Here is a 17,895-nt window from a genome sequence, read left to right on the forward strand (position 1 = left end):
GCGGGCATGATCGGCGGAGCTTTGGCGTGAGCGAATCTGGTGGGCCGGACGTGACACAAGAGTTGCGACTGCCCTGGGACGACGATCCTGAGGACCTGTACGAACATGCCCCGTGCGGCTATCTGACGACGCTGCCGGACGGCACGATCGTCCGGGTCAACGAGACGTTCCTGAGCTGGACCGGTTACTCGCGGACCGACCTGATCGGGCACCGGCGCTTCCGTGACCTGCTGACACCCGGCTGCCAGGTGTACCACGAGACGCACTTCGCGCCGCTGCTCACCATGCAGAACGAGGTGCACGAGATCGCCCTCGACGTGGTCCGCCGCGACGGGCGCAAGCTGCACACCCTGGTGAACGCGGTGCTCGAACGCGGACCGGGCGGCTCGCCCCGGATCATCCGGACGATGGTCTTCGACGCCACCGAGCGGCGCAGCTACGAGCGGGAGTTGCTCGCCGCCCGGCACGTCGCGGAGGCCGCGGAACGGCGGATCCGGGTTCTCCAGCAGATAGTGGCCGACCTGGCCGCCGCGCCCACCGAGGCCGAGGTGGCCGAGGCGGTGCTGCGCGCCCCGGAGCCGGCGTTCCAGGCGGCCAGCAGCAGCATCTACCTGGTCGACCCGGACCGTGACCTGCTGGTCGCGGTCGCCTCCACCGACCCGACGACCGGCAACTGGGAGGACATGCCGTGCTCGTCGGAGCGGGCGGTCGCCGAGGTGGCCCGGCGCGGTGACCTGCACGTGATCGGCACGCTGGCCGAGGCCGAGGAGCACTTCCCGGACCTGGCCGAGTCGATGCGCGCCTCGGGCCGCAACACGGTGGTGCTGCTGCCGCTGACCACGGGGCCGGCGGACGACCAGAACGGCATCAACGTGCTCGGCGTGCTGGCGTTCAGCTTCCGTACCGAACGGACGCTGGACGACGGTGAGCTGCGGGTGATCCGCCTGCTCGGGCAGCAGGCCGGGCAGGCGCTGGACCGGGCCCGGCTCTACGACGACGCCCGCCGCCGTGAGGAGCGGGCGCACTTCCTGGCCCGGACGACCCGCTCGCTGGAGGAGGAGCACCGGCTCCTGCAGCGGGCCCGGCGCCTGGTCGAGCGAGTGGTCCCGGAGATCGCCGACTGGGCCACGGTTCGGCTGCAGGTCGGGCCGGCGGGCCTGGTCGAGGACGCCGGCGGCCCCGCACCCGACCCGGAGCGGCTGGCCGCCCGGATCGCCGAGGTGATCGACTCCGCCGAACCGGTCCACGCCACCGACGGTGACGGTCTGGGCTGTACGGTGCTGCCGCTCACCGTCCGTGGCCGGGTCCTCGGCACCCTCGCCCTGCGGATGGCGCCGGACCGGCGGGGCGCCGAGGCGGAGCGGCTCTTCCTCGCCGACCTGGCCGACCGGGCCGGGCTGGCGCTGGAGAACGCGCGGCTCTACGAGCAGGAGCGGGCCATCGCCCGGACGCTGCAGCGCAGCCTGCTCGCCGGTGACGTGCCGGGCGGCGACCCGCGCTTCGCGGTGGAGACCTACTACCAGGCGGCGGCCCAGGATCTGGAGGTCGGCGGCGACTGGTTCGACGCCTTCCAGATCACGCCGAACAAGCTGGCCGTGGTGGTCGGTGACGTGGTCGGCCGGGGCATCGACGCGGCCACCACGATGGGTCAGCTGCGCAGCGCCATCCGGGCCCTGGCCTCGGCCGAGAACGGGCCGGCCCGGCTGCTGGAGGGGCTGGACCGGTTCTGCGACCGGGTCGACTCGGCGCGGATGGCGACCGTCGTCTACGCCGAGGTGGACCTGCTCAGCGCCGAGTTGTCGTACGCCTGCGCCGGTCACCTGCCGCCGCTGCTGCACGAGCCGGCCGGCTCGCCGCAATACCTGCTGCAGGCCCGGTCGGCGCCGCTCGGCTCGCGGGCCGGCGACCGCCGCCGCACCGAGCACCGGGTGCGCCTGGCCTCCGGCAGCCGCCTGCTGCTCTACACCGACGGCCTGGTGGAGCGCCGCGGCCGGCCGATCGACCGCGGCTTCGAGGTGCTGGCCCGGGAGTACGCCCGCCGCCGGGACGCGCCGCTGAAGGGCCTGACCGCCGGGATCGCCGACACCATGGTCGGCCGCGACCACGCCGACGACGTCTGCCTGCTGTGCCTGACGCTCGGCACCGAGGAGCGGCTGGAGCGCTCGATCGGCGCGGACCCGCTGCAGATCGCCCTGCTCCGGGCCGACCTGCGCGGCTGGCTGGTCGGGCACGCGGTGGACCCGGAATGCGTGAACGCGGTCCTGCTGGCCTGTTCGGAGGCGGTGGCGAACGCGATCGAACACGGTTACCGGGACGACCCGTTCGGCGTGGTCGACGTGGCGGCCACGATCAGCGCGGACGCCGTCGAGGTCCGGGTCTCCGACCGGGGCAGCTGGCGCGGGCCGGGCACCGACGTCGTCCGCGGCCGGGGACTCCAGCTGATCGAGGATGCGATGGACGAGGTCTTCTTCGACCGTGGTGAGGGGACGACGGTCACCATGCGACGGCATCGAGGAGCGTCATGACCGACGAGTGGGTGAGCTTCTCCCGGCGTGGTGAGGCCGAACTGGTCCACCTGAAGGGCGAGATCGATCTGGCGAACGCCAACGACATCGGCCGGGCGATCGTCGGGCGGATCACCGGGGCCGACGCGGTGCTGATCGACCTGACCGCGGTCTCGTTCCTGGACAGCGCCGGGGTGCGCCTGCTCGACGCGCTCGTGGGAGACATGGACGATCGGGGGAAGCGGATCCGGCTGGTGGTCGGAGAGCGCGGGGCCGCCCGGATGACGCTGCAGCTCTGCGCGTTCCGTACTGATCTCCTAGCCACCGACCTGGAGCGGGCCGCGGCAGAGCTGGGCGGGTAGCCCGCGTACCCTGGACACCCATGAGCGTGAGTTCCGTCTTCCCGCAGCTCGAGCAGTTGCTGCCCCGGGTCAGCAAACCGATCCAGTACGTGGGCGGCGAGCTCGGCGCCGTCGTCAAGGACTGGGACGCCACCACCGTCCGGTGGGCGCTGATGTACCCGGACGCGTATGAGGTCGGCCTCCCCAACCAGGGCGTGCAGATCCTCTACGAGGTGCTCAACGAGCAGGAGGACGTGCTCGCCGAGCGGACCTATGCGGTCTGGCCGGACCTCGAGGCGCTGATGAAGGAGAACGGCGTCCCGCAGTTCACCGTCGACGCGCACCGGCCGGTGAAGGCGTTCGACGTGCTCGGGCTGTCGTTCGCCACCGAGCTGGGCTACACCAACATGCTCAGCGCGCTCGATCTGGCGCAGATTCCGCTGAACAGCGCGGATCGGGACGAGAGCCACCCGATCGTGCTGGCCGGCGGGCACGCCAGCTTCAACCCGGAGCCGATCGCCGACTTCATCGACGCCGCCGTGCTCGGCGACGGCGAGGAGGCGGTCCTGGAGATCACCGGGATCATCCGGGAGTGGAAGGCCGAGGGCTGCCCCGGCGGCCGGGACGAGCTGCTGCTGCGCCTGGCCCGGACCGAGAGCATCTACGTGCCGCGGTTCTACGACGTGGACTACCTGCCCGACGGCCGGATCCAGCGGGTCGTGCCGAACCGGCCGGACGTGCCGTTCCGCGTCGCCAAGCGCACCACGATGGACCTGGACGCCTGGCCGTACCCGAAGAAGCCCCTGGTCCCGCTCGCCGAGACGGTCCACGAGCGGTATGCGGTGGAGATCTTCCGCGGCTGCACCCGGGGTTGCCGGTTCTGCCAGGCCGGCATGATCACCCGCCCGGTGCGGGAGCGCTCGATCACCACGGTCGGCCAGATGGTCAAGGAGGGCCTGGAGTTCTCCGGCTTCTCCGAGGTCGGCCTGCTCTCGCTCTCCAGCGCCGACCACTCCGAGATCGGCGACATGTGCTCCGGCCTGGCCGAGCAGTACGCGGACACCAACGTCTCGCTGTCGCTGCCGTCCACCCGGGTCGACGCCTTCAACATCGACCTGGCCCAGGAGCTGTCCCGCAACGGCCGGCGCACCGGCCTCACCTTCGCCCCCGAGGGCGGCTCGGAGCGGATCCGCAAGGTCATCAACAAGATGGTGACCAAGGAAGACCTGATCCGTACGGTCGTGACGGCGTACTCCAACGGCTGGCGCCAGGTGAAGCTGTACTTCATGTGCGGCCTGCCCACCGAGACCGACGAGGACGTCCTGGAGATCGCGCACATGGCGCACGAGGTGATCCGGGCCGGCCGGGAGGCCGCCGGCACCAAGGACATCCGCTGCACCGTGTCGATCGGCGGGTTCGTGCCGAAGCCGCACACCCCGTTCCAGTGGGCCTCGATGGAGCGCCCCGAGGTCATCGACGCCCGCCTCAAGCTGCTCAAGCAGGAGATCAACAGCGACCGGTCGCTGGGCCGGGCGATCGGTTTCCGCTACCACGACGGCGAGCCGTCGCTGATCGAGGGCCTGCTCTCGCGCGGTGACCGCCGGGTCGGCCAGGTCATCCGCCGGGTGTGGGAGAAGGGCGGCCGGTTCGACGGCTGGTCCGAGCACTTCTCCTACTCCCGCTGGGTCGAGGCCTGCGACGAGGTGCTGCCCGCCTTCGGCGTGGACCTGGACTGGTTCACCACCCGCGAGCGCGAGGAGCTGGAGGTCCTGCCCTGGGACCACCTCGACTCCGGCCTCGACAAGGACTGGCTCTGGCAGGACTGGCAGGACTCGCTCAGTGAGTACGAGCAGGACGACTGCCGCTGGACCCCGTGCTTCGACTGCGGCGTCTGCCCGGCCATGGACACCGAGATCCAGATCGGTCCGACCGGCAAGAAGCTGCTTCCCCTGACACCCGTGAACAACCTGCGGGTTCCCGCTTAGGAGTTTCCGATTCCCCCGAAGAACCAGCCCGTGGGCGGTCAGGCCCCGGTCGTGCAGCGGATCCGCCTGCGGTACGCCAAACGCGGTCCGCTGCGCTTCACCTCGCACCGCGACTTCGCTCGTGCCTTCGAGCGGGCGCTGCGCCGTGCGGCCGTGCCGATCGCCTACTCCCAGGGCTTCACCCCGCACCCCAAGATCTCGTACGCCAGTGCCGCCCCGACCGGAGTCGGCAGCGAGGCGGAGTACCTGGAGATCGGCCTGCAGGCCCCGGTCGACCCGGAGCAGTTGCGGATCGCGCTGGACGCCGCGCTCTCCCCGGGTCTCGACATCCTGGAGGCGGTGATCGCCCCCGAGGGCGGCGGGAGCCTGGCCGACCGGATCGACGCCTCCCGCTGGCGGCTGGAACTTCCGGAGGTGGAACCGGTCACAGCCAAGGAGGCGGTCTCCGCCTTCCTCGGCGCTCCGGAAGTGCTGGTGGAGCGCATGACCAAACAGGGGCGGCGCACTTTCGACGCTCGCGGGGCGGTGAACAGCTGCACGGTGACCGGAGAGGCAGACCTACCTTCCGGGGCCGTTGGAGTACCGTGTGCGATAATCGACCTTGTCGTACGGCAGGTTACGCCCGCCGTGCGGCCCGATGACGTCCTTTCCGGCTTGCGTGTGGTGGCCGGCCTGGAGCCGCCGGTGCCCCCCAGGGTGACCCGGCTGGCCCAGGGCACACTCACCGCGCAGGGGGAGATCGTCGATCCGTTGGACGCGGATCGCGGGGACGTCGGCATCGGAGGACGCTAGCCGGAATCCGGTCGGCGTCTTGGCAGACTTCGGAAGTCCGGCCGGACACGGCCGGGCCCGGAACACTTGCAGCGACCCTGCGTGGCAGCGCTCAAACGCGCCCGGGGTCGCGAGAACTGGAGAGCGCCCCATGCTCGATAACGAGCCCCCAGTCAACCTGGGAGATCAGGGCGGTGAACGGGACGGAGCAGTCACGCCGCCCGGAGATACCGCCGCAAGCACGACCCCGGCACGCCGGACGCGGGCTCCGCGTCGCAAGGCGGCAGCGCCTCCGGCGGAGGCCGACGCGCCGGACAGCAACGCCGCGGCCGGCACCGCTGAGCCGGGCGCCGGGATCGAGGCCGCCGCGGCCTCGGACGCCGCGCCGGCGAAGGATGCCGCCGAGGCAGCCGCGCCGGTGAAGGCCGAGGCAGCCGCCGCGCCGGTGAAGAAAGCCACCCGCACCCGCCGAAAAGCCGCCGCTGCCGCGCCTGAGCCGCCGGCTGAGACGCCGGCCGGCACCGCTGAGACGCCGCCGGAGACCACCGAGGCGCCGGTCGCCCCGGTGAAGAAGGCCACCCGGTCCCGCCGGAAGAAGGTCGAGCCGGTCGTCGAGGTCACCCCCGAGCAGACCGAGCCGATCGCCCCCGCCGTGGATGTTCCCGCGGATCAGCCCGCTGCCGCCGCGGCCATCGCCACTCCGGTCGGCACGACGCCGGCGCCCGCCGCGGTGGGTCCGACCGACGAGGGCCGGATCGTCGCCGCCGTGCCGGTCACCGCCGACGAGGCCGAGGACGAGGACGAGGCCGCGCTCATCGAGGACGCCGCCGTGGAGGCCGCCTCCGCGGCCCGCGCCGCCGCTGTCCCGGTCGTCGGCATCCTCCCGCTCGACGACGACTTCGTGGAGGAGCAGCCGGCCAAGCCCACCCGGGCCCGCCGTGCCGCGCTGCCGCCCGCCGTCCTCTTCATGCCGCCCGACCCCGCCGAGGCCGAGCCCGCGCCGGTGAGCCGGCGCCGCCGGTCGGCGGCCGAACCGGTCGCCGAGGCGGAGACCGAGACCACCACGACGAGCCGGCGCCGCCGCCCGGCCGTGGAGACGCCCGCCGAGCCCGCGGTCGAGGCCGTCGAGGCCGAGCAGCCCGCCACCGAGGAGGCCGAGCCGCCGCGCCGCAGCCGGCGCCGTCGCCGGGGCGCGGCCGAGGAGCCGGTCGAGGCCGAGGTCGCCGAGACCGAGCAGCCGCTGGTCGACGAGACCGACGAGAGCGCCGACGACGTCGAGGACGCCGACGACGACTCGGACGAGGACGACGAGGCCGCTGGCCGTCGCCGGCGCCGCCGGGGCCGCCGCGGCCGTGGCCGCGGCAAGGGCCCGTCGGACGAGGCCGAGGACGGCGAGACCGAGTCCGAGGAGGGCGCCGAGGCGTCGGCCGAGTCCGAGGACGAGGAGGAGGACGCCGAGGAGGGCGAGGGCGACGGTGTCACCCGTCGCCGGCGCCGCCGGCGTCGCAAGGGCTCCAGCGGCGACGGTGAGACCGGTGGCATCGAGGACGGCGTGCACACCGTGGTCCGGGTGCGCGAGCCGCGTCGTACCGACGAGGTGCAGGGTGTCTCCGGCTCGACCCGGCTGGAGGCCAAGCGCCAGCGCCGCCGGGACGGCCGGGAGCAGCGCCGGACCCGCCCGCCGATCCTGAGCGAGTCGGAGTTCCTGGCCCGCCGCGAGGCGGTGGACCGGGTCATGGTGGTCCGGCAGAAGCAGGACCGCACCCAGATCGCCGTTCTCGAGGACGGCATCCTGGTCGAGCACTACGTCGCCCGGGCCACCTCCGGCACCATGGTCGGCAACGTCTACCTCGGCAAGGTGCAGAACGTGCTGCCCAGCATGGAGGCGGCGTTCGTCGACGTGGGCCGCGGCCGCAACGCCGTGCTCTACGCCGGTGAGGTCAACTGGGACGCCACCGGCCTGGAGGGCCGGGCCCGCTCGATCGAGCAGGCGCTGCGCTCCGGCGACTCGGTGCTGGTGCAGGTCACCAAGGACCCGATCGGCCACAAGGGCGCCCGGCTGACCAGCCACATCGCGCTCTCCGGCCGGCACCTGGTCTACGTGCCCAACGGCAACGCCTCCGGGATCAGCCGCAAGCTGCCGGACAACGAGCGCAAGCGGCTGCGCGACATCCTGAAGAAGCTGGTGCCGGACGGCGCCGGCGTGATCGTCCGGACCGCGGCCGAGGGCGCCAGCGAGGACGAGCTGGCCCGCGACGTCAAGCGGCTGCAGGCGCAGTGGGAGGACATCCAGGCCAAGGCGGCCGACGGCAACGCCCCGCGGGCGCTGTCCGAGGAGCCGGACCTGGTCATCCGGGTGGTCCGGGACCTGTTCAACGAGGACTTCCGTGACCTGATCGTGCAGGGCGAGCAGGCCTACGCCGAGGTGGAGAACTACCTCGAGTCGGTCTCGCCGGACCTGGTCGAGCGGCTGCACCGGCACACCGGGGCCAGCGACGTCTTCGCCGAGCACCGGATCGACGAGCAGATCATGAAGGGCCTGGACCGCAAGGTCTTCCTGCCCTCCGGCGGCCACCTGGTGATCGACCGGACCGAGGCGATGACCGTGGTCGACGTCAACACCGGTAAGTACACCGGCGCGGGCGGCAACCTGGAGGAGACGGTCACCCGCAACAACCTGGAGGCGGCCGAGGAGATCGTGCGCCAGCTGCGGCTGCGCGACCTCGGCGGCATCGTGGTGATCGACTTCATCGACATGGTGCTGGAGAGCAACCGCGACCTGGTGCTGCGGCGGCTCACCGAGTGCCTGGGCCGGGACCGGACCAAGCACCAGGTCACCGAGATCACCTCGCTGGGTCTGGTGCAGATGACCCGCAAGCGGATCGGCGCGGGCCTGCTGGAGGCGTTCAGCGAGACCTGTGACCACTGCAAGGGCCGGGGCGTGCTGGTCCACCCGGAGCCGGTGCCGGAGAAGCGGGGCAACGGCGCCGCCAACCAGGTCAAGGCGGTGGCGGCGGCCGTGCGTACCGAGGCGCCGCCGCAGCAGCCGCAGCAGCAGAGCGGCAAGCAGCGGCGTCGCCGGGGCGGTGGCGAGAGCCAGGCTCCGGTCGCCGTCGACGAGACGCCGGAAGTCGTCCAGGAGGCCGGCCCGGTCGCCGAGGTGGCCGAGGCGCCGCCGGCGGTGGAGCCGGCCGAGCCGGTGGCTGCCGATCCGGTGGCTGCCGAGCCGGTGGCTGCCGAGCCGGTCGTGGCTGAGCCTGCCGCGGCTGAGCCGGCCGTGGCCGCGCCGGTCGTCGCGGAGCCGGTGGCCGGTTCCGGCATCGTGCGCCCGGCCGCCAAGCCGGCGCTGACCACCTCCGACGAAGACGACGACTACGACATCAGCGGGTACGACCTGTCCCGGTACGAGTCGGCGGAGACCAACGGCTCGGAGTACGAGGCGGCGGAGCCGATGCGGCTGGCCGGCGCGGACGACCCGGATGCCGCCGAGGACGCCGAGGACGAGGACGACGACGAGCCGGTCGGCGCGGGCACGGGTGCCCGTCGCCGGTCCCGCCGGGGCGGTGCCCGCCGGCGTACCCGGCCCTGACCTAGGGATATGCGGCCCGGTAGTTAGCTGTAAAGAAAGTTAACTACCGGGCCGCTGCATCCGTTACCCTCGCGGGATCGATCCCTGTTCCCCCGAGGAGACCGAATCCCCATGCGTACCGTCGTCTTCGCCGCAGCCGGCCTGTCCGCCCTGCTCCTGGCCGGTTGCTCCGCCGATCAGCCGGAGGCGGCCCCCGCCCCGGCGAGTGTCCCGTCGGCCACCGCCGACGCCACCGTGCCCGAGGGCGGCGTCACGCCGGGCAGCTCCGCCGCCGCCACGCAGGCCCCGGCCGGTGACGCCGCGGCCGGAGACGCCGCGCTGGCCGGCAACAGCGAGGCCATCTGCGCGCAGGCGACCCGGACCAGCAACAACTTCGGCACCACGTTCGCCGCGGACTACCAGCTGCTGATCGAGGCGTCGGGCAAGGACGCCCAGGCCAAGTCGCAGGCCGAGCAGAAGGTGAAGCGTGATGTGGAGAACTTCTCGTTCGCCCTGCTCGACATGTCGAAGCTCGCCTCGGAGCCGCAGCTGAAGAAGGCGCTGGCCACCATGGGGGCCAAGGTCACCGCGCTCAAGGGTGACCTTGACAGGATCGACGACAAGCGGCTCGCCGCGCTGCAGGCCACGCTGGACAAGGCCTGCGGCCGCGGGTAAGAGCCCGGTTTGGGTCTCGGCCCCGCGATGAAGTAGGCTTGCCGACGGCGCTTTTTCGGCGCCTGTTCCGTGCGCGCCCTAGGCGCCCGCCGGGATCCCCAGCAGTATCCGCCAGCAGTCTTCCGGCTGCGTAAGTCTCAGGGAGTCCGCGTCGATGTACGCGATCGTCAAGACCGGCGGCAAGCAGTACAAGGTTGCCGAGGGCGACGTGATCGAGGTCGAGAAGCTCGTCGGTGCGCCCGGCGACGCCCTGACCCTCGCCGCGGTCCTCCTCGTCGACGGTGACAACCTGGTGACCGACGCGGCCAAGCTTGCCAATGTGACGGTGTCCGGCGAGATTGCCGAGCACACCAAGGGTCCGAAGATCCGGATCCACAAGTTCAAGAACAAGACCGGATACCACAAGCGCCAGGGGCACCGCCAGCCGCTGACCCGCGTCAAGGTGACCGGCATCAAGAGCGGGAAGTAGGCGCAACCATGGCTCACAAAAAGGGTGCATCCAGCTCTCGTAACGGCCGTGAATCCGCCGCTCAGCGGCTGGGTGTCAAGCGGTTCGGTGGCCAGCTGGTCAACGCCGGCGAGATCCTGATCCGTCAGCGGGGCACGAAGTTCCACCCGGGCGACCTGGTCGGCCGCGGTGGCGACGACACGCTCTTCGCGCTCGCCACGGGCAACGTCCTGTTCGGCACCACGCGCGGCCGCAAGACCGTCAGCATCGTGCCGGTCGCGGAGTAGTTTTTCTCTACAGCGGGCCGTGGACCCTCGGGTCCGCGGCCCGCTGTTGTTTTCTTGGCTAGGGGAGTGCTGAAGTGACCACGTTCGTCGACCGGGTAGTGCTGCACCTGCAGGCGGGTGACGGTGGGCACGGCTGTGTCTCCGTGCACCGGGAGAAGTTCAAGCCGCTCGGCGGCCCGGACGGCGGCAACGGCGGGCACGGCGGCAGCATCACCCTGGTGGTGGACCCGCAGCAGCACACCCTGCTGGACTTCCACTTCCACCCGCACGTCAAGGCCAACAACGGGGGCGGTGGCGCCGGCTCCAACCGGGACGGCGCGAACGGCAAGGACCTGGTCCTCAAGGTGCCCAACGGCACGGTCGTGCAGACCGCCGACGGCGAGGTGCTGGCCGACCTGATCGGCAACGGTACGTCGTACGAGGTCGCCCGTGGCGGCCGCGGGGGCCGGGGCAACGCGTCGCTGGCGAACACCCGCCGCAAGGTGCCGGGCTTCGCCGAGCTGGGCGAACCGGGCGACCGGCTGGACGTCGTGCTGGAGCTGAAGAGCGTCGCCGACGTCGGCCTGGTGGGCTTCCCGTCGGCCGGCAAGTCGTCGCTGATCTCGGTGATGTCCGCGGCCAAGCCGAAGATCGCCGACTACCCGTTCACCACGCTCGTGCCGAACCTGGGCGTCGTGCAGGCCGGCGACGAGACGTTCACCATCGCCGACGTGCCCGGCCTGATTCCGGGCGCGGCCACCGGCAAGGGCCTGGGCATGCAGTTCCTGCGGCACATCGAGCGCACCTCGGTGCTGGTGCACGTGCTGGACGCGGCGGCGCCGGAGATCGAGCGTGACCCGCTGGCCGACCTGGACGCGATCGAGGCGGAGCTGTCGGCGTACGGCGGGCTGGAGGACCGGCCCCGGCTCGTGGTGCTCAACAAGATCGACATCCCGGACGGCCGGGACCTGGCCGAGATGGTCCGCCCCGACCTGGAGGCCCGCGGCTACCAGGTCTTCGAGATCAGCGCGGTGACCCGGGAGGGTCTCAAGGAGTTCACCTTCGCGCTGGCCAGGCTGGTCGCCGAGAACCGCGCCGCCAAGCCGGTCGAGGAGCCGACCCGGATCGTCATCCGCCCGAAGGCGGTCGACGACGCCGGCTTCACCGTCGAGCAGGACGAGGACGGCGTGTTCGTGGTCCGCGGCGCCCGGGTGGAGCGCTGGATCCGGCAGACCAACTTCGACAACGACGAGGCCGTCGGCTACCTGGCCGACCGTCTGGAGCGGCTCGGCGTGGAGGCGGAGCTGGCCAAGAAGGGCGCCCAGCCCGGCGACCCGGTGCGGATCGGCGAGCGGGAGTTCGACTGGCAGCCCAACGCCGGCGAGTACGTCTCCGGCCCGCGCGGCACCGACTCCCGTCTCGAGGAGCTCGACACCCGGCCCTCCGCGGCGCAGCGGCTCGCCGCCCGCAAGGCCCGGCGGATCCGCAACGACGACGAGGTGCTGCACATGGCGGCCGACGGTTCGGTCTCCACGGTGGCGAACGCGAACGTGCCGGTGCTGGTCAACGACGACGAGGACACCGACGAATAGGCCTAACGGCCAGTTCGGCGCAACCCCTCGGCAAGAGTTGTCACCTAGAGTCACCTGTGTGCTGATCGAATCCCGTCCTGCCCTGGACCCCGAACTGGCCGCTCTCGTCACCGCTCAGCAGCGCGAACTGGCGGAGGCCGGGGCTCGGACGGGGATGCGGATATTCGAACCGCACGATGACGTGGCGTATCTGGTCGGTGCCGTGAACGGCCGGGCCGTGGCCTGCGGCGCGTGGCAGGCCGTGGCCCCCGGCGTTGCCGAGCTCAAGCGCATGTACGTGCGCCCGGCCTTCCGCGGCCGCGGTCTGGCCCGGCAGATGATCGTGGCGATCGAGGAGGAGGCGCTCGCCGCGGGGCGTTCGGTGATCCGGCTGGAGACCGGCACCCACCTGCCCGCGGCGATCGCCCTCTACCAGTCCTCGGGCTACCGGCAGATCCCGCCGTTCGGCGAGTACGCCGGCAACCCGCAGAGCCTCTGCTTCGAGAAGCGGCTCTCCGCGTTAGTCCAGTAGGCCGATGGCGGCGCGGGCCCGCCGCACCGTCGCGGCGGCGGTCGGGCGGACCCGCTCCGCACTCTCGGCGAGCACTCCGCGTACGTACCCCGGATCCTCGGCGAGCTCGGCGTGCCGCGCGCGCAGTGGCGCGAGCAGGGCCTCGATCGCGTCGGTGACCTCGCGTTTCAGCGCGCCGTAGGAGCCGGGGTCGGCCGGCTCCCGGCCGGTGCACTCGGCCAGCAGGTTGATCAGGTTGGTGACGCCCGGTTGCCGCTGCGGATCGCGGCGGACCACGCCGAACTCGTCGGTGACCGCGCGGGCGACCGTGCGGCGCACCACCTCGGGCGGGTCCAGCAGGCCGATCCGGCCGGCGCCGGCCGACTTGCTCATCTTGGCGGTGGGCTCGGCCAGGTCCATGATCCGGGCGGCGGACTCCGGCTGAACCCCCTCGGGCACCGTGAACGTGGTGCCGTAACGCGTGTTGAAGCGGTGGGCGAGGGTGCGGGTCAGCTCCAGGTGCTGCCGCTGGTCCTCGCCGACCGGCACCTGGGTGACGTCGTGGAGCAGGATGTCGGCGGACATCAGGACCGGATAGGTGAGCAGGCTCAGCCGGACCTGGCCGCCGGCCGCGGACTTCTCCTTGAACTGGATCATCCGGGCCGCCTCGCCGAAGCCGGCCACGCACTCCAGCAGGTAGTGCAGCTCGGTGTGCTCACGGACCTGGGACTGCAGCACGATCGGGGTGCGCTCCGGGTCCACCCCGGCGGCGAGCAGGACGGTGGCCTGTTCGAGCGCTGACGCCCGTACATCTGCGGGGTTGTGCTCGATGGTCATCGCGTGCAGGTCCGCGATCAGCGCGATGGACTGCGCGGCGCCTTGCGCCGCGATCAGCGGGCGCAAGGCGCCCAGCAGGTTGCCGAGATGCAGGTGGCCGGTGGCCTGGAAGCCGGTCAGGCGGCGGGTGGGTGCCATGATGATCTCCTTGCTGGGGTACGGGTGACCGCCGGCAACCGGGAGATCGTGGTGTGGTGTGAAACGCAACACGGCCGCCCGGTCGGGGCGGCCGCGGAAGTGATCGCGCGTGAAGGTGTGCCGCCCGTCAGGGCAGCCACCAGGTGAGGTTGAGAACGCGCACGGGTCGAGGTTAGCGCATGACCCGCACGGCCCGCCGGGCATGATGGTCGTCATGCCGACCCTGACCCGTGCCGAGGCCGCTGAGCGAGCGTCGCTGGTCGACGTGGACGAATACCACGTCGACCTGGACCTCACCGCGGACGGCGACACCTTCCGCTCCTGTACGGTGGCCCGCTTCCGGGCCCGGGCCGGCGCCGCGACGTTCCTGGAGTTCGCACCGGTCGAGGTCCGGTCGATGACGCTGAACGGCGAACCCGTGCCGGAGTCGGCCTGGACCGGCGAGCGCCTGCACCTGACCGGCCTGGCCGAGCGCAACGAGCTGATCGTCGACGCCGTGATGCGGTACTCGAACAACGGCGAGGGCCTGCACCGCTACGTCGACCCGGCCGACGGGGGCGTCTACCTCTACCAGCACCTGTTCATCAACAACGGCGGCCGGGTGCTGCCCTGCTTCGACCAGCCGGACCTGAAGGCGTCGTTCCGGGTGAGCGTCACCGCCCCGCCGGAGTGGATCGTCGCCACCAACGGCACCCGGGTCTCGCGCACCGGCGGGCGCTGGGAGTTCGCGCCCACCAAACGGATTTCCACCTATCTGGCCAGCCTGATCGCCGGGCCGTACCACGTGCTCACCGACGAGCACGACGGCATCCCGCTCGCCCTCTACGCCCGGGCCTCGGTGGCCCGGCACCTGGACGCCGAGGCGCCGGAGATCTTCGAGATCACCAAGCAGTGCCTGGACCGGTTCCACGAGATGTTCGACATCCGCTACCCGTTCGAGCACTACCAGCAGGCCTTCGCGCCGGAGTTCAACTTCGGCGCGATGGAGTACCCCGGGCTGGTGGTCTTCCGGGACGAGATGATCCCGCGCTCCGCGGTGACCGAGAGCGAGCGGGAGCACCGGGCCAACGTGATCGCGCACGAGATGGCGCACATGTGGTTCGGCGACCTGGTGACCATGAAGTGGTGGGACGACCTCTGGCTCAACGAGTCGTTCGCCGAGTACCTCGGCACCCGGGTCGCCGCCGAGGCCACCCGCTACCGGGGCACGTGGACCACCTTCGCGATGCAGCGCAAGGCCTGGGGACTGCGCGCCGACCAGCGGCCCTCCACCCATCCGGTGGCGCCGTCCCGGGTCCTGGACACCGACGAGGCGCAGCTCAACTTCGACGGCATCTCGTACGCCAAGGGCGCCGCCGTGCTCAAGCAGCTGGTCGCCTGGCTCGGCGACACGGCGTTCCTGGCCGGGCTGAACGCGCACTTCGCCCACCACGCGTACGGCAACGCCACGCTCGCCGACCTGCTCGGTGCGCTCTCCACGGCCAGCGGGCGGGACCTCTCCGGATGGGCCGAGGTGTGGCTGCGCCGGGCCGAGGTCAACACCCTGCGGGCCGAGATCGCCCGGGACGGCGGGGACTACGCCGAGGTCGCGGTCGTGCAGACCGCTCCGGCGGAACACCCGACGCTGCGCCCGCACCGGATCGGGCTCGGCCTGTTCGACCGGGCCCCGGACGGCGCCGTGATCCGGCGCAAGCACGTCGAGGCGGAACTGGACGCCTCCGGCCGGACCGTGATCACCGAGCTCGCCGGTGAGCCGGTGGCCGACCTGCTGCTGCTCAACGACGGCGACCTGACGTACGCCAAGATCCGCCTGGACGGGGAGTCGGCGGCTGCCGTGCCGATGCTGCTGCCGCTGCTCGACGACTCGCTGGCCCGCGCGGTGATCTGGGCCGCCACCCTGGACGCCGTGGTGGACGGCGAGCGCCCGGTCGCCGAGCTGGTCACCCTGGTCCTCGCCGCGCTGCCGGTGGAGACCGAGGTGGTGATCATCGAGGACGTGCTGCGGGCCACCCGCGGCCTGGTCGACCGGTACGCCACCCCGCAGGCCCGCCCGGCCGCCTTGGAACTGATCGCACAGGCCGCCGACCGGCTGCTCGCCGCCTCCCCGGCCGGCGGGTCGTGCCAGCTCGCCGCGGCGCGTGGCCTGATCGGCTCCACCGTCGAGGTGGCCCGCCTGCGCGGCTGGCTGGCCGGGGAGGAGGTGCCGCCCGGCCTGGCCGTCGACGCCGACCTGCGCTGGCTGATCCTCTACCGGCTCGCGGTCCTCGGCGCGGCCGGCCACGACACCATCGACGCCGAGCTGGACACCGACCGCAGCGCCAGCGGCGAACAGTGGGCGGCCCGGTGCCGGGCCGCGCTGCCCGACCCGGCCGCCAAGGAGACCGCCTGGACCGCGGTGGTCGGCGACCCGTCGCTGTCGAACCGGCTGGCCGAGCTCACCGCGGCCGGCTTCTGGCAGCCGGAACAGCTCGACGTGCTCCAGGATTACGCCGAGCGCTACTTCGCCGAGATGCCGGAGATGATGCGGGTCCGCAGCGGGATGAGCGCCGAGCGGACCGCGGTGGCGGCGTACCCGGACGTGGTGGTCGCCGACCGGACCCGGCAGCTCGCCGCCGAGCTGCTGGCCCGGCCCGACGTGAACCCGATCCTGCGCCGGGTGGTGCAGGACGCCGACGACGACATGCGCCGCGCGCTGCGCGCACAGGGTTGATCGGATCTGCCCGTCCGCACCCCCGTGAACTCGTAGCCTGAGGTTACGGGGGTGGACGCGTGGAGTGGTCCGAGGAGTTGGCCAGTGGCCTGTTGCAGGCCGCGCCCGACGCGATCCTGGTCATCGACGGCGACCGGATCGTGCTGGCCAATGACCGTGCCGAGCAGATGTACGGCTGGCCGCACTGCGAACTCGTCGGGCAGTCCGTCGACGTCCTGATGACCGACGCGGCCCGGGCGCTGCGGAAGGAACGGCGCAAGCTGTTCGACGAGAGCCCGCCCGGATCGATCGGCAGCATCGTCACCACGGCCTGCCGCCGCGACGGCACCGAGTTCCCGGTCGAGTCGTCCACCACGATCATCGAGACCCCGCAGGGCCGGTTCGCCGTCGCCGTGGTGCGCGACGTGACCGAGCGGACGCGCATCGAGCAGGAGAAGGCCCGGTTGCAGGCCGAGGCGCAGGCCCACCGCAGCCAGCGGCTGGAGAGCCTCGGGCAGCTGGCCGGCGGCATCGCCCACGACTTCAACAACATGCTCGGGGTGATCCTCAACTACGCCAGCTTCGTGATCGAGGAGGCGGAGTCACCGGAACCGGACGTCTCGATGATCGCCGCCGACGCGCAGCAGGTGATCCGGGCCGGCAAACGCGGCACCGACCTGACCCACCAGCTGCTGGCCTTCGCCCGGCGCGAGGTGGTCCGGCCCGAGCCGGTCGACCTCAACGCGCTCATCACCGGCACGCAGGAGCTGCTGCGCCGTACGCTCGGCGAGCACATCACGCTGATCTTCCGGCCCGACCCGGACCTGCCGACGGTCACCTGCGACCCCAGCCAGATCGAGCAGCTGCTGCTCAATCTCGCGCTCAACGCCCGGGACGCGATGCCCGCCGGCGGCAACCTGGTGATCGACACCGGCCGGGACGACGACCGGGTCCGGATGCGGATCGTCGACTGCGGCCGGGGCATGCCCTCCGACGTGCTGGAACGCGCCTTCGAGCCGTTCTACACCACCAAGGGCAGCGGCGAGGGGACCGGCCTGGGCCTGGCCACCGTCTACGGCATCGTCACCCAGGCCGGCGGTGAGGTCGCGATCACCAGCGAGGTCGGGCTCGGCACCACGGTGACCGTGCATTTGCCGGCCGGGGCCGCGGTGGCGCCGGTGGAGGTCGCCGAGCGGGCCCGGGCCACCGAGGGGCACGGCGAGACGCTGCTGGTCGTGGAGGACGAGGACGCGCTGCGCGACGTGGCCGGGCGAATCCTCACCGGCGCGGGCTACCGCGTGCTGTCGGCCGAGGGCGGGGCACAGGCGCTGGAGCTCGCCGCCCGGCACGACGGCGAGATCGACCTGCTGGTCAGTGACGTGGTAATGCCCGGGATGCTCGGCAAGGAGCTGGCCGAGCGGCTGGTGGTGGCGCGGCCGCAGACCCGGGTGCTCTACATGTCGGGCTACGCCCAGCCGGTGCTGGCGTCGCAGGGCACGCTCGATCCCGGGGTGGCTCTGCTGTCCAAGCCGTTCACCGCGAACGACCTGCTCGCAGCGGTTCGTAAGCGCCTCGACGGTTGATCTATATT

The 17,895-nt window shown here is 72.0% G+C and carries 13 protein-coding genes; 12 read left to right on the forward strand and 1 reads right to left on the reverse strand.

Annotated elements, in window-relative coordinates:
• Nucleotides 1-26: 26 nt before the first annotated feature.
• The 10 genes from AB0F81_RS21050 (at nucleotide 27) to AB0F81_RS21095 (ending at nucleotide 12,661) form a co-directional block, all read left to right on the forward strand.
• Complete coding sequence (locus tag AB0F81_RS21050; RefSeq protein WP_360199678.1) at nucleotides 27-2,525, forward strand: SpoIIE family protein phosphatase; 2,499 nt, start codon at nucleotides 27-29, stop codon at nucleotides 2,523-2,525.
• Nucleotides 2,522-2,866 (forward strand): STAS domain-containing protein, encoded by a 345-nt coding sequence (locus AB0F81_RS21055; RefSeq protein ID WP_360199680.1) that lies wholly within the window; start codon nucleotides 2,522-2,524, stop codon nucleotides 2,864-2,866. Before AB0F81_RS21050 ends, AB0F81_RS21055 begins: the two co-directional genes overlap by 4 nt.
• Nucleotides 2,867-2,886: 20 nt before the next feature.
• Nucleotides 2,887-4,830 carry a TIGR03960 family B12-binding radical SAM protein gene (locus tag AB0F81_RS21060; RefSeq protein ID WP_360199682.1) on the forward strand — a complete coding sequence of 648 codons (1,944 nt, stop codon included), beginning with the start codon at nucleotides 2,887-2,889 and terminating at the stop codon, nucleotides 4,828-4,830.
• 51 nt (nucleotides 4,831-4,881) lie between these two features.
• The gene (locus AB0F81_RS21065; protein ID WP_360199728.1) at nucleotides 4,882-5,622 is read left to right on the forward strand and encodes a TIGR03936 family radical SAM-associated protein; all 741 of its coding nucleotides are present in this window, start codon (nucleotides 4,882-4,884) and stop codon (nucleotides 5,620-5,622) included.
• Between the two features lie 130 nt (nucleotides 5,623-5,752).
• Nucleotides 5,753-9,190: an Rne/Rng family ribonuclease gene (locus tag AB0F81_RS21070; protein ID WP_360199684.1), complete on the forward strand. Its 3,438-nt coding sequence runs from the start codon at nucleotides 5,753-5,755 to the stop codon at nucleotides 9,188-9,190.
• Between the two features lie 111 nt (nucleotides 9,191-9,301).
• Nucleotides 9,302-9,844 carry a hypothetical protein gene (locus AB0F81_RS21075; protein WP_360199686.1) on the forward strand — a complete coding sequence of 181 codons (543 nt, stop codon included), beginning with the start codon at nucleotides 9,302-9,304 and terminating at the stop codon, nucleotides 9,842-9,844.
• A gap of 154 nt (nucleotides 9,845-9,998) precedes the next feature.
• The gene (gene rplU, locus AB0F81_RS21080; RefSeq protein WP_196420531.1) at nucleotides 9,999-10,313 is read left to right on the forward strand and encodes a 50S ribosomal protein L21; all 315 of its coding nucleotides are present in this window, start codon (nucleotides 9,999-10,001) and stop codon (nucleotides 10,311-10,313) included.
• Nucleotides 10,314-10,321: 8 nt separating this feature from the next.
• Nucleotides 10,322-10,579 (forward strand): 50S ribosomal protein L27, encoded by a 258-nt coding sequence (gene rpmA, locus AB0F81_RS21085; RefSeq protein ID WP_360199689.1) that lies wholly within the window; start codon nucleotides 10,322-10,324, stop codon nucleotides 10,577-10,579.
• Between the two features lie 74 nt (nucleotides 10,580-10,653).
• Entirely contained in the window at nucleotides 10,654-12,150 is a 1,497-nt protein-coding gene (gene obgE, locus AB0F81_RS21090) for a GTPase ObgE (protein WP_360199691.1), read from the forward strand.
• A 58-nt stretch (nucleotides 12,151-12,208) separates the two neighbouring features.
• Nucleotides 12,209-12,661 (forward strand): GNAT family N-acetyltransferase, encoded by a 453-nt coding sequence (locus tag AB0F81_RS21095; RefSeq protein WP_360199693.1) that lies wholly within the window; start codon nucleotides 12,209-12,211, stop codon nucleotides 12,659-12,661.
• Here the strand turns inward: AB0F81_RS21095 and trpS are convergent.
• Entirely contained in the window at nucleotides 12,650-13,615 is a 966-nt protein-coding gene (gene trpS / locus AB0F81_RS21100; protein WP_360199695.1) for a tryptophan--tRNA ligase, read from the reverse strand. The genes AB0F81_RS21095 and trpS overlap by 12 nt on opposite strands.
• Before the next feature lie 214 nt (nucleotides 13,616-13,829).
• On the opposite strand from trpS, the gene pepN reads away from it, so the two are divergent.
• Complete coding sequence (pepN, locus tag AB0F81_RS21105) at nucleotides 13,830-16,325, forward strand: aminopeptidase N (protein WP_360199697.1); 2,496 nt, start codon at nucleotides 13,830-13,832, stop codon at nucleotides 16,323-16,325.
• Between the two features lie 59 nt (nucleotides 16,326-16,384).
• Nucleotides 16,385-17,887, forward strand: coding sequence for an ATP-binding protein (locus AB0F81_RS21110; protein WP_360199699.1), 1,503 nt, complete (start codon nucleotides 16,385-16,387; stop codon nucleotides 17,885-17,887).
• The last annotated feature ends 8 nt before the right edge of the window (nucleotides 17,888-17,895 follow it).

This window comes from Actinoplanes sp. NPDC024001, from assembly GCF_040638955.1.
In the GTDB taxonomy this organism is placed as follows: domain Bacteria; phylum Actinomycetota; class Actinomycetes; order Mycobacteriales; family Micromonosporaceae; genus Actinoplanes.

Bases quoted from the DNA above. Each gene is read 5' to 3' on its own strand.
- AB0F81_RS21055 (WP_360199680.1), top strand. From the start codon at position 2,522: ATGACCGACGAGTGGGTGAGCTTCTCCCGGCGTGGTGAGGCCGAACTG.
- AB0F81_RS21060 (WP_360199682.1), top strand. From the start codon at position 2,887: ATGAGCGTGAGTTCCGTCTTCCCGCAGCTCGAGCAGTTGCTGCCCCGG.
- AB0F81_RS21070 (WP_360199684.1), top strand. From the start codon at position 5,753: ATGCTCGATAACGAGCCCCCAGTCAACCTGGGAGATCAGGGCGGTGAA.
- AB0F81_RS21075 (WP_360199686.1), top strand. From the start codon at position 9,302: ATGCGTACCGTCGTCTTCGCCGCAGCCGGCCTGTCCGCCCTGCTCCTG.
- rplU (WP_196420531.1), top strand. From the start codon at position 9,999: ATGTACGCGATCGTCAAGACCGGCGGCAAGCAGTACAAGGTTGCCGAG.
- rpmA (WP_360199689.1), top strand. From the start codon at position 10,322: ATGGCTCACAAAAAGGGTGCATCCAGCTCTCGTAACGGCCGTGAATCC.
- trpS (WP_360199695.1), bottom strand. From the start codon at position 13,615: ATGGCACCCACCCGCCGCCTGACCGGCTTCCAGGCCACCGGCCACCTG.
- pepN (WP_360199697.1), top strand. From the start codon at position 13,830: ATGCCGACCCTGACCCGTGCCGAGGCCGCTGAGCGAGCGTCGCTGGTC.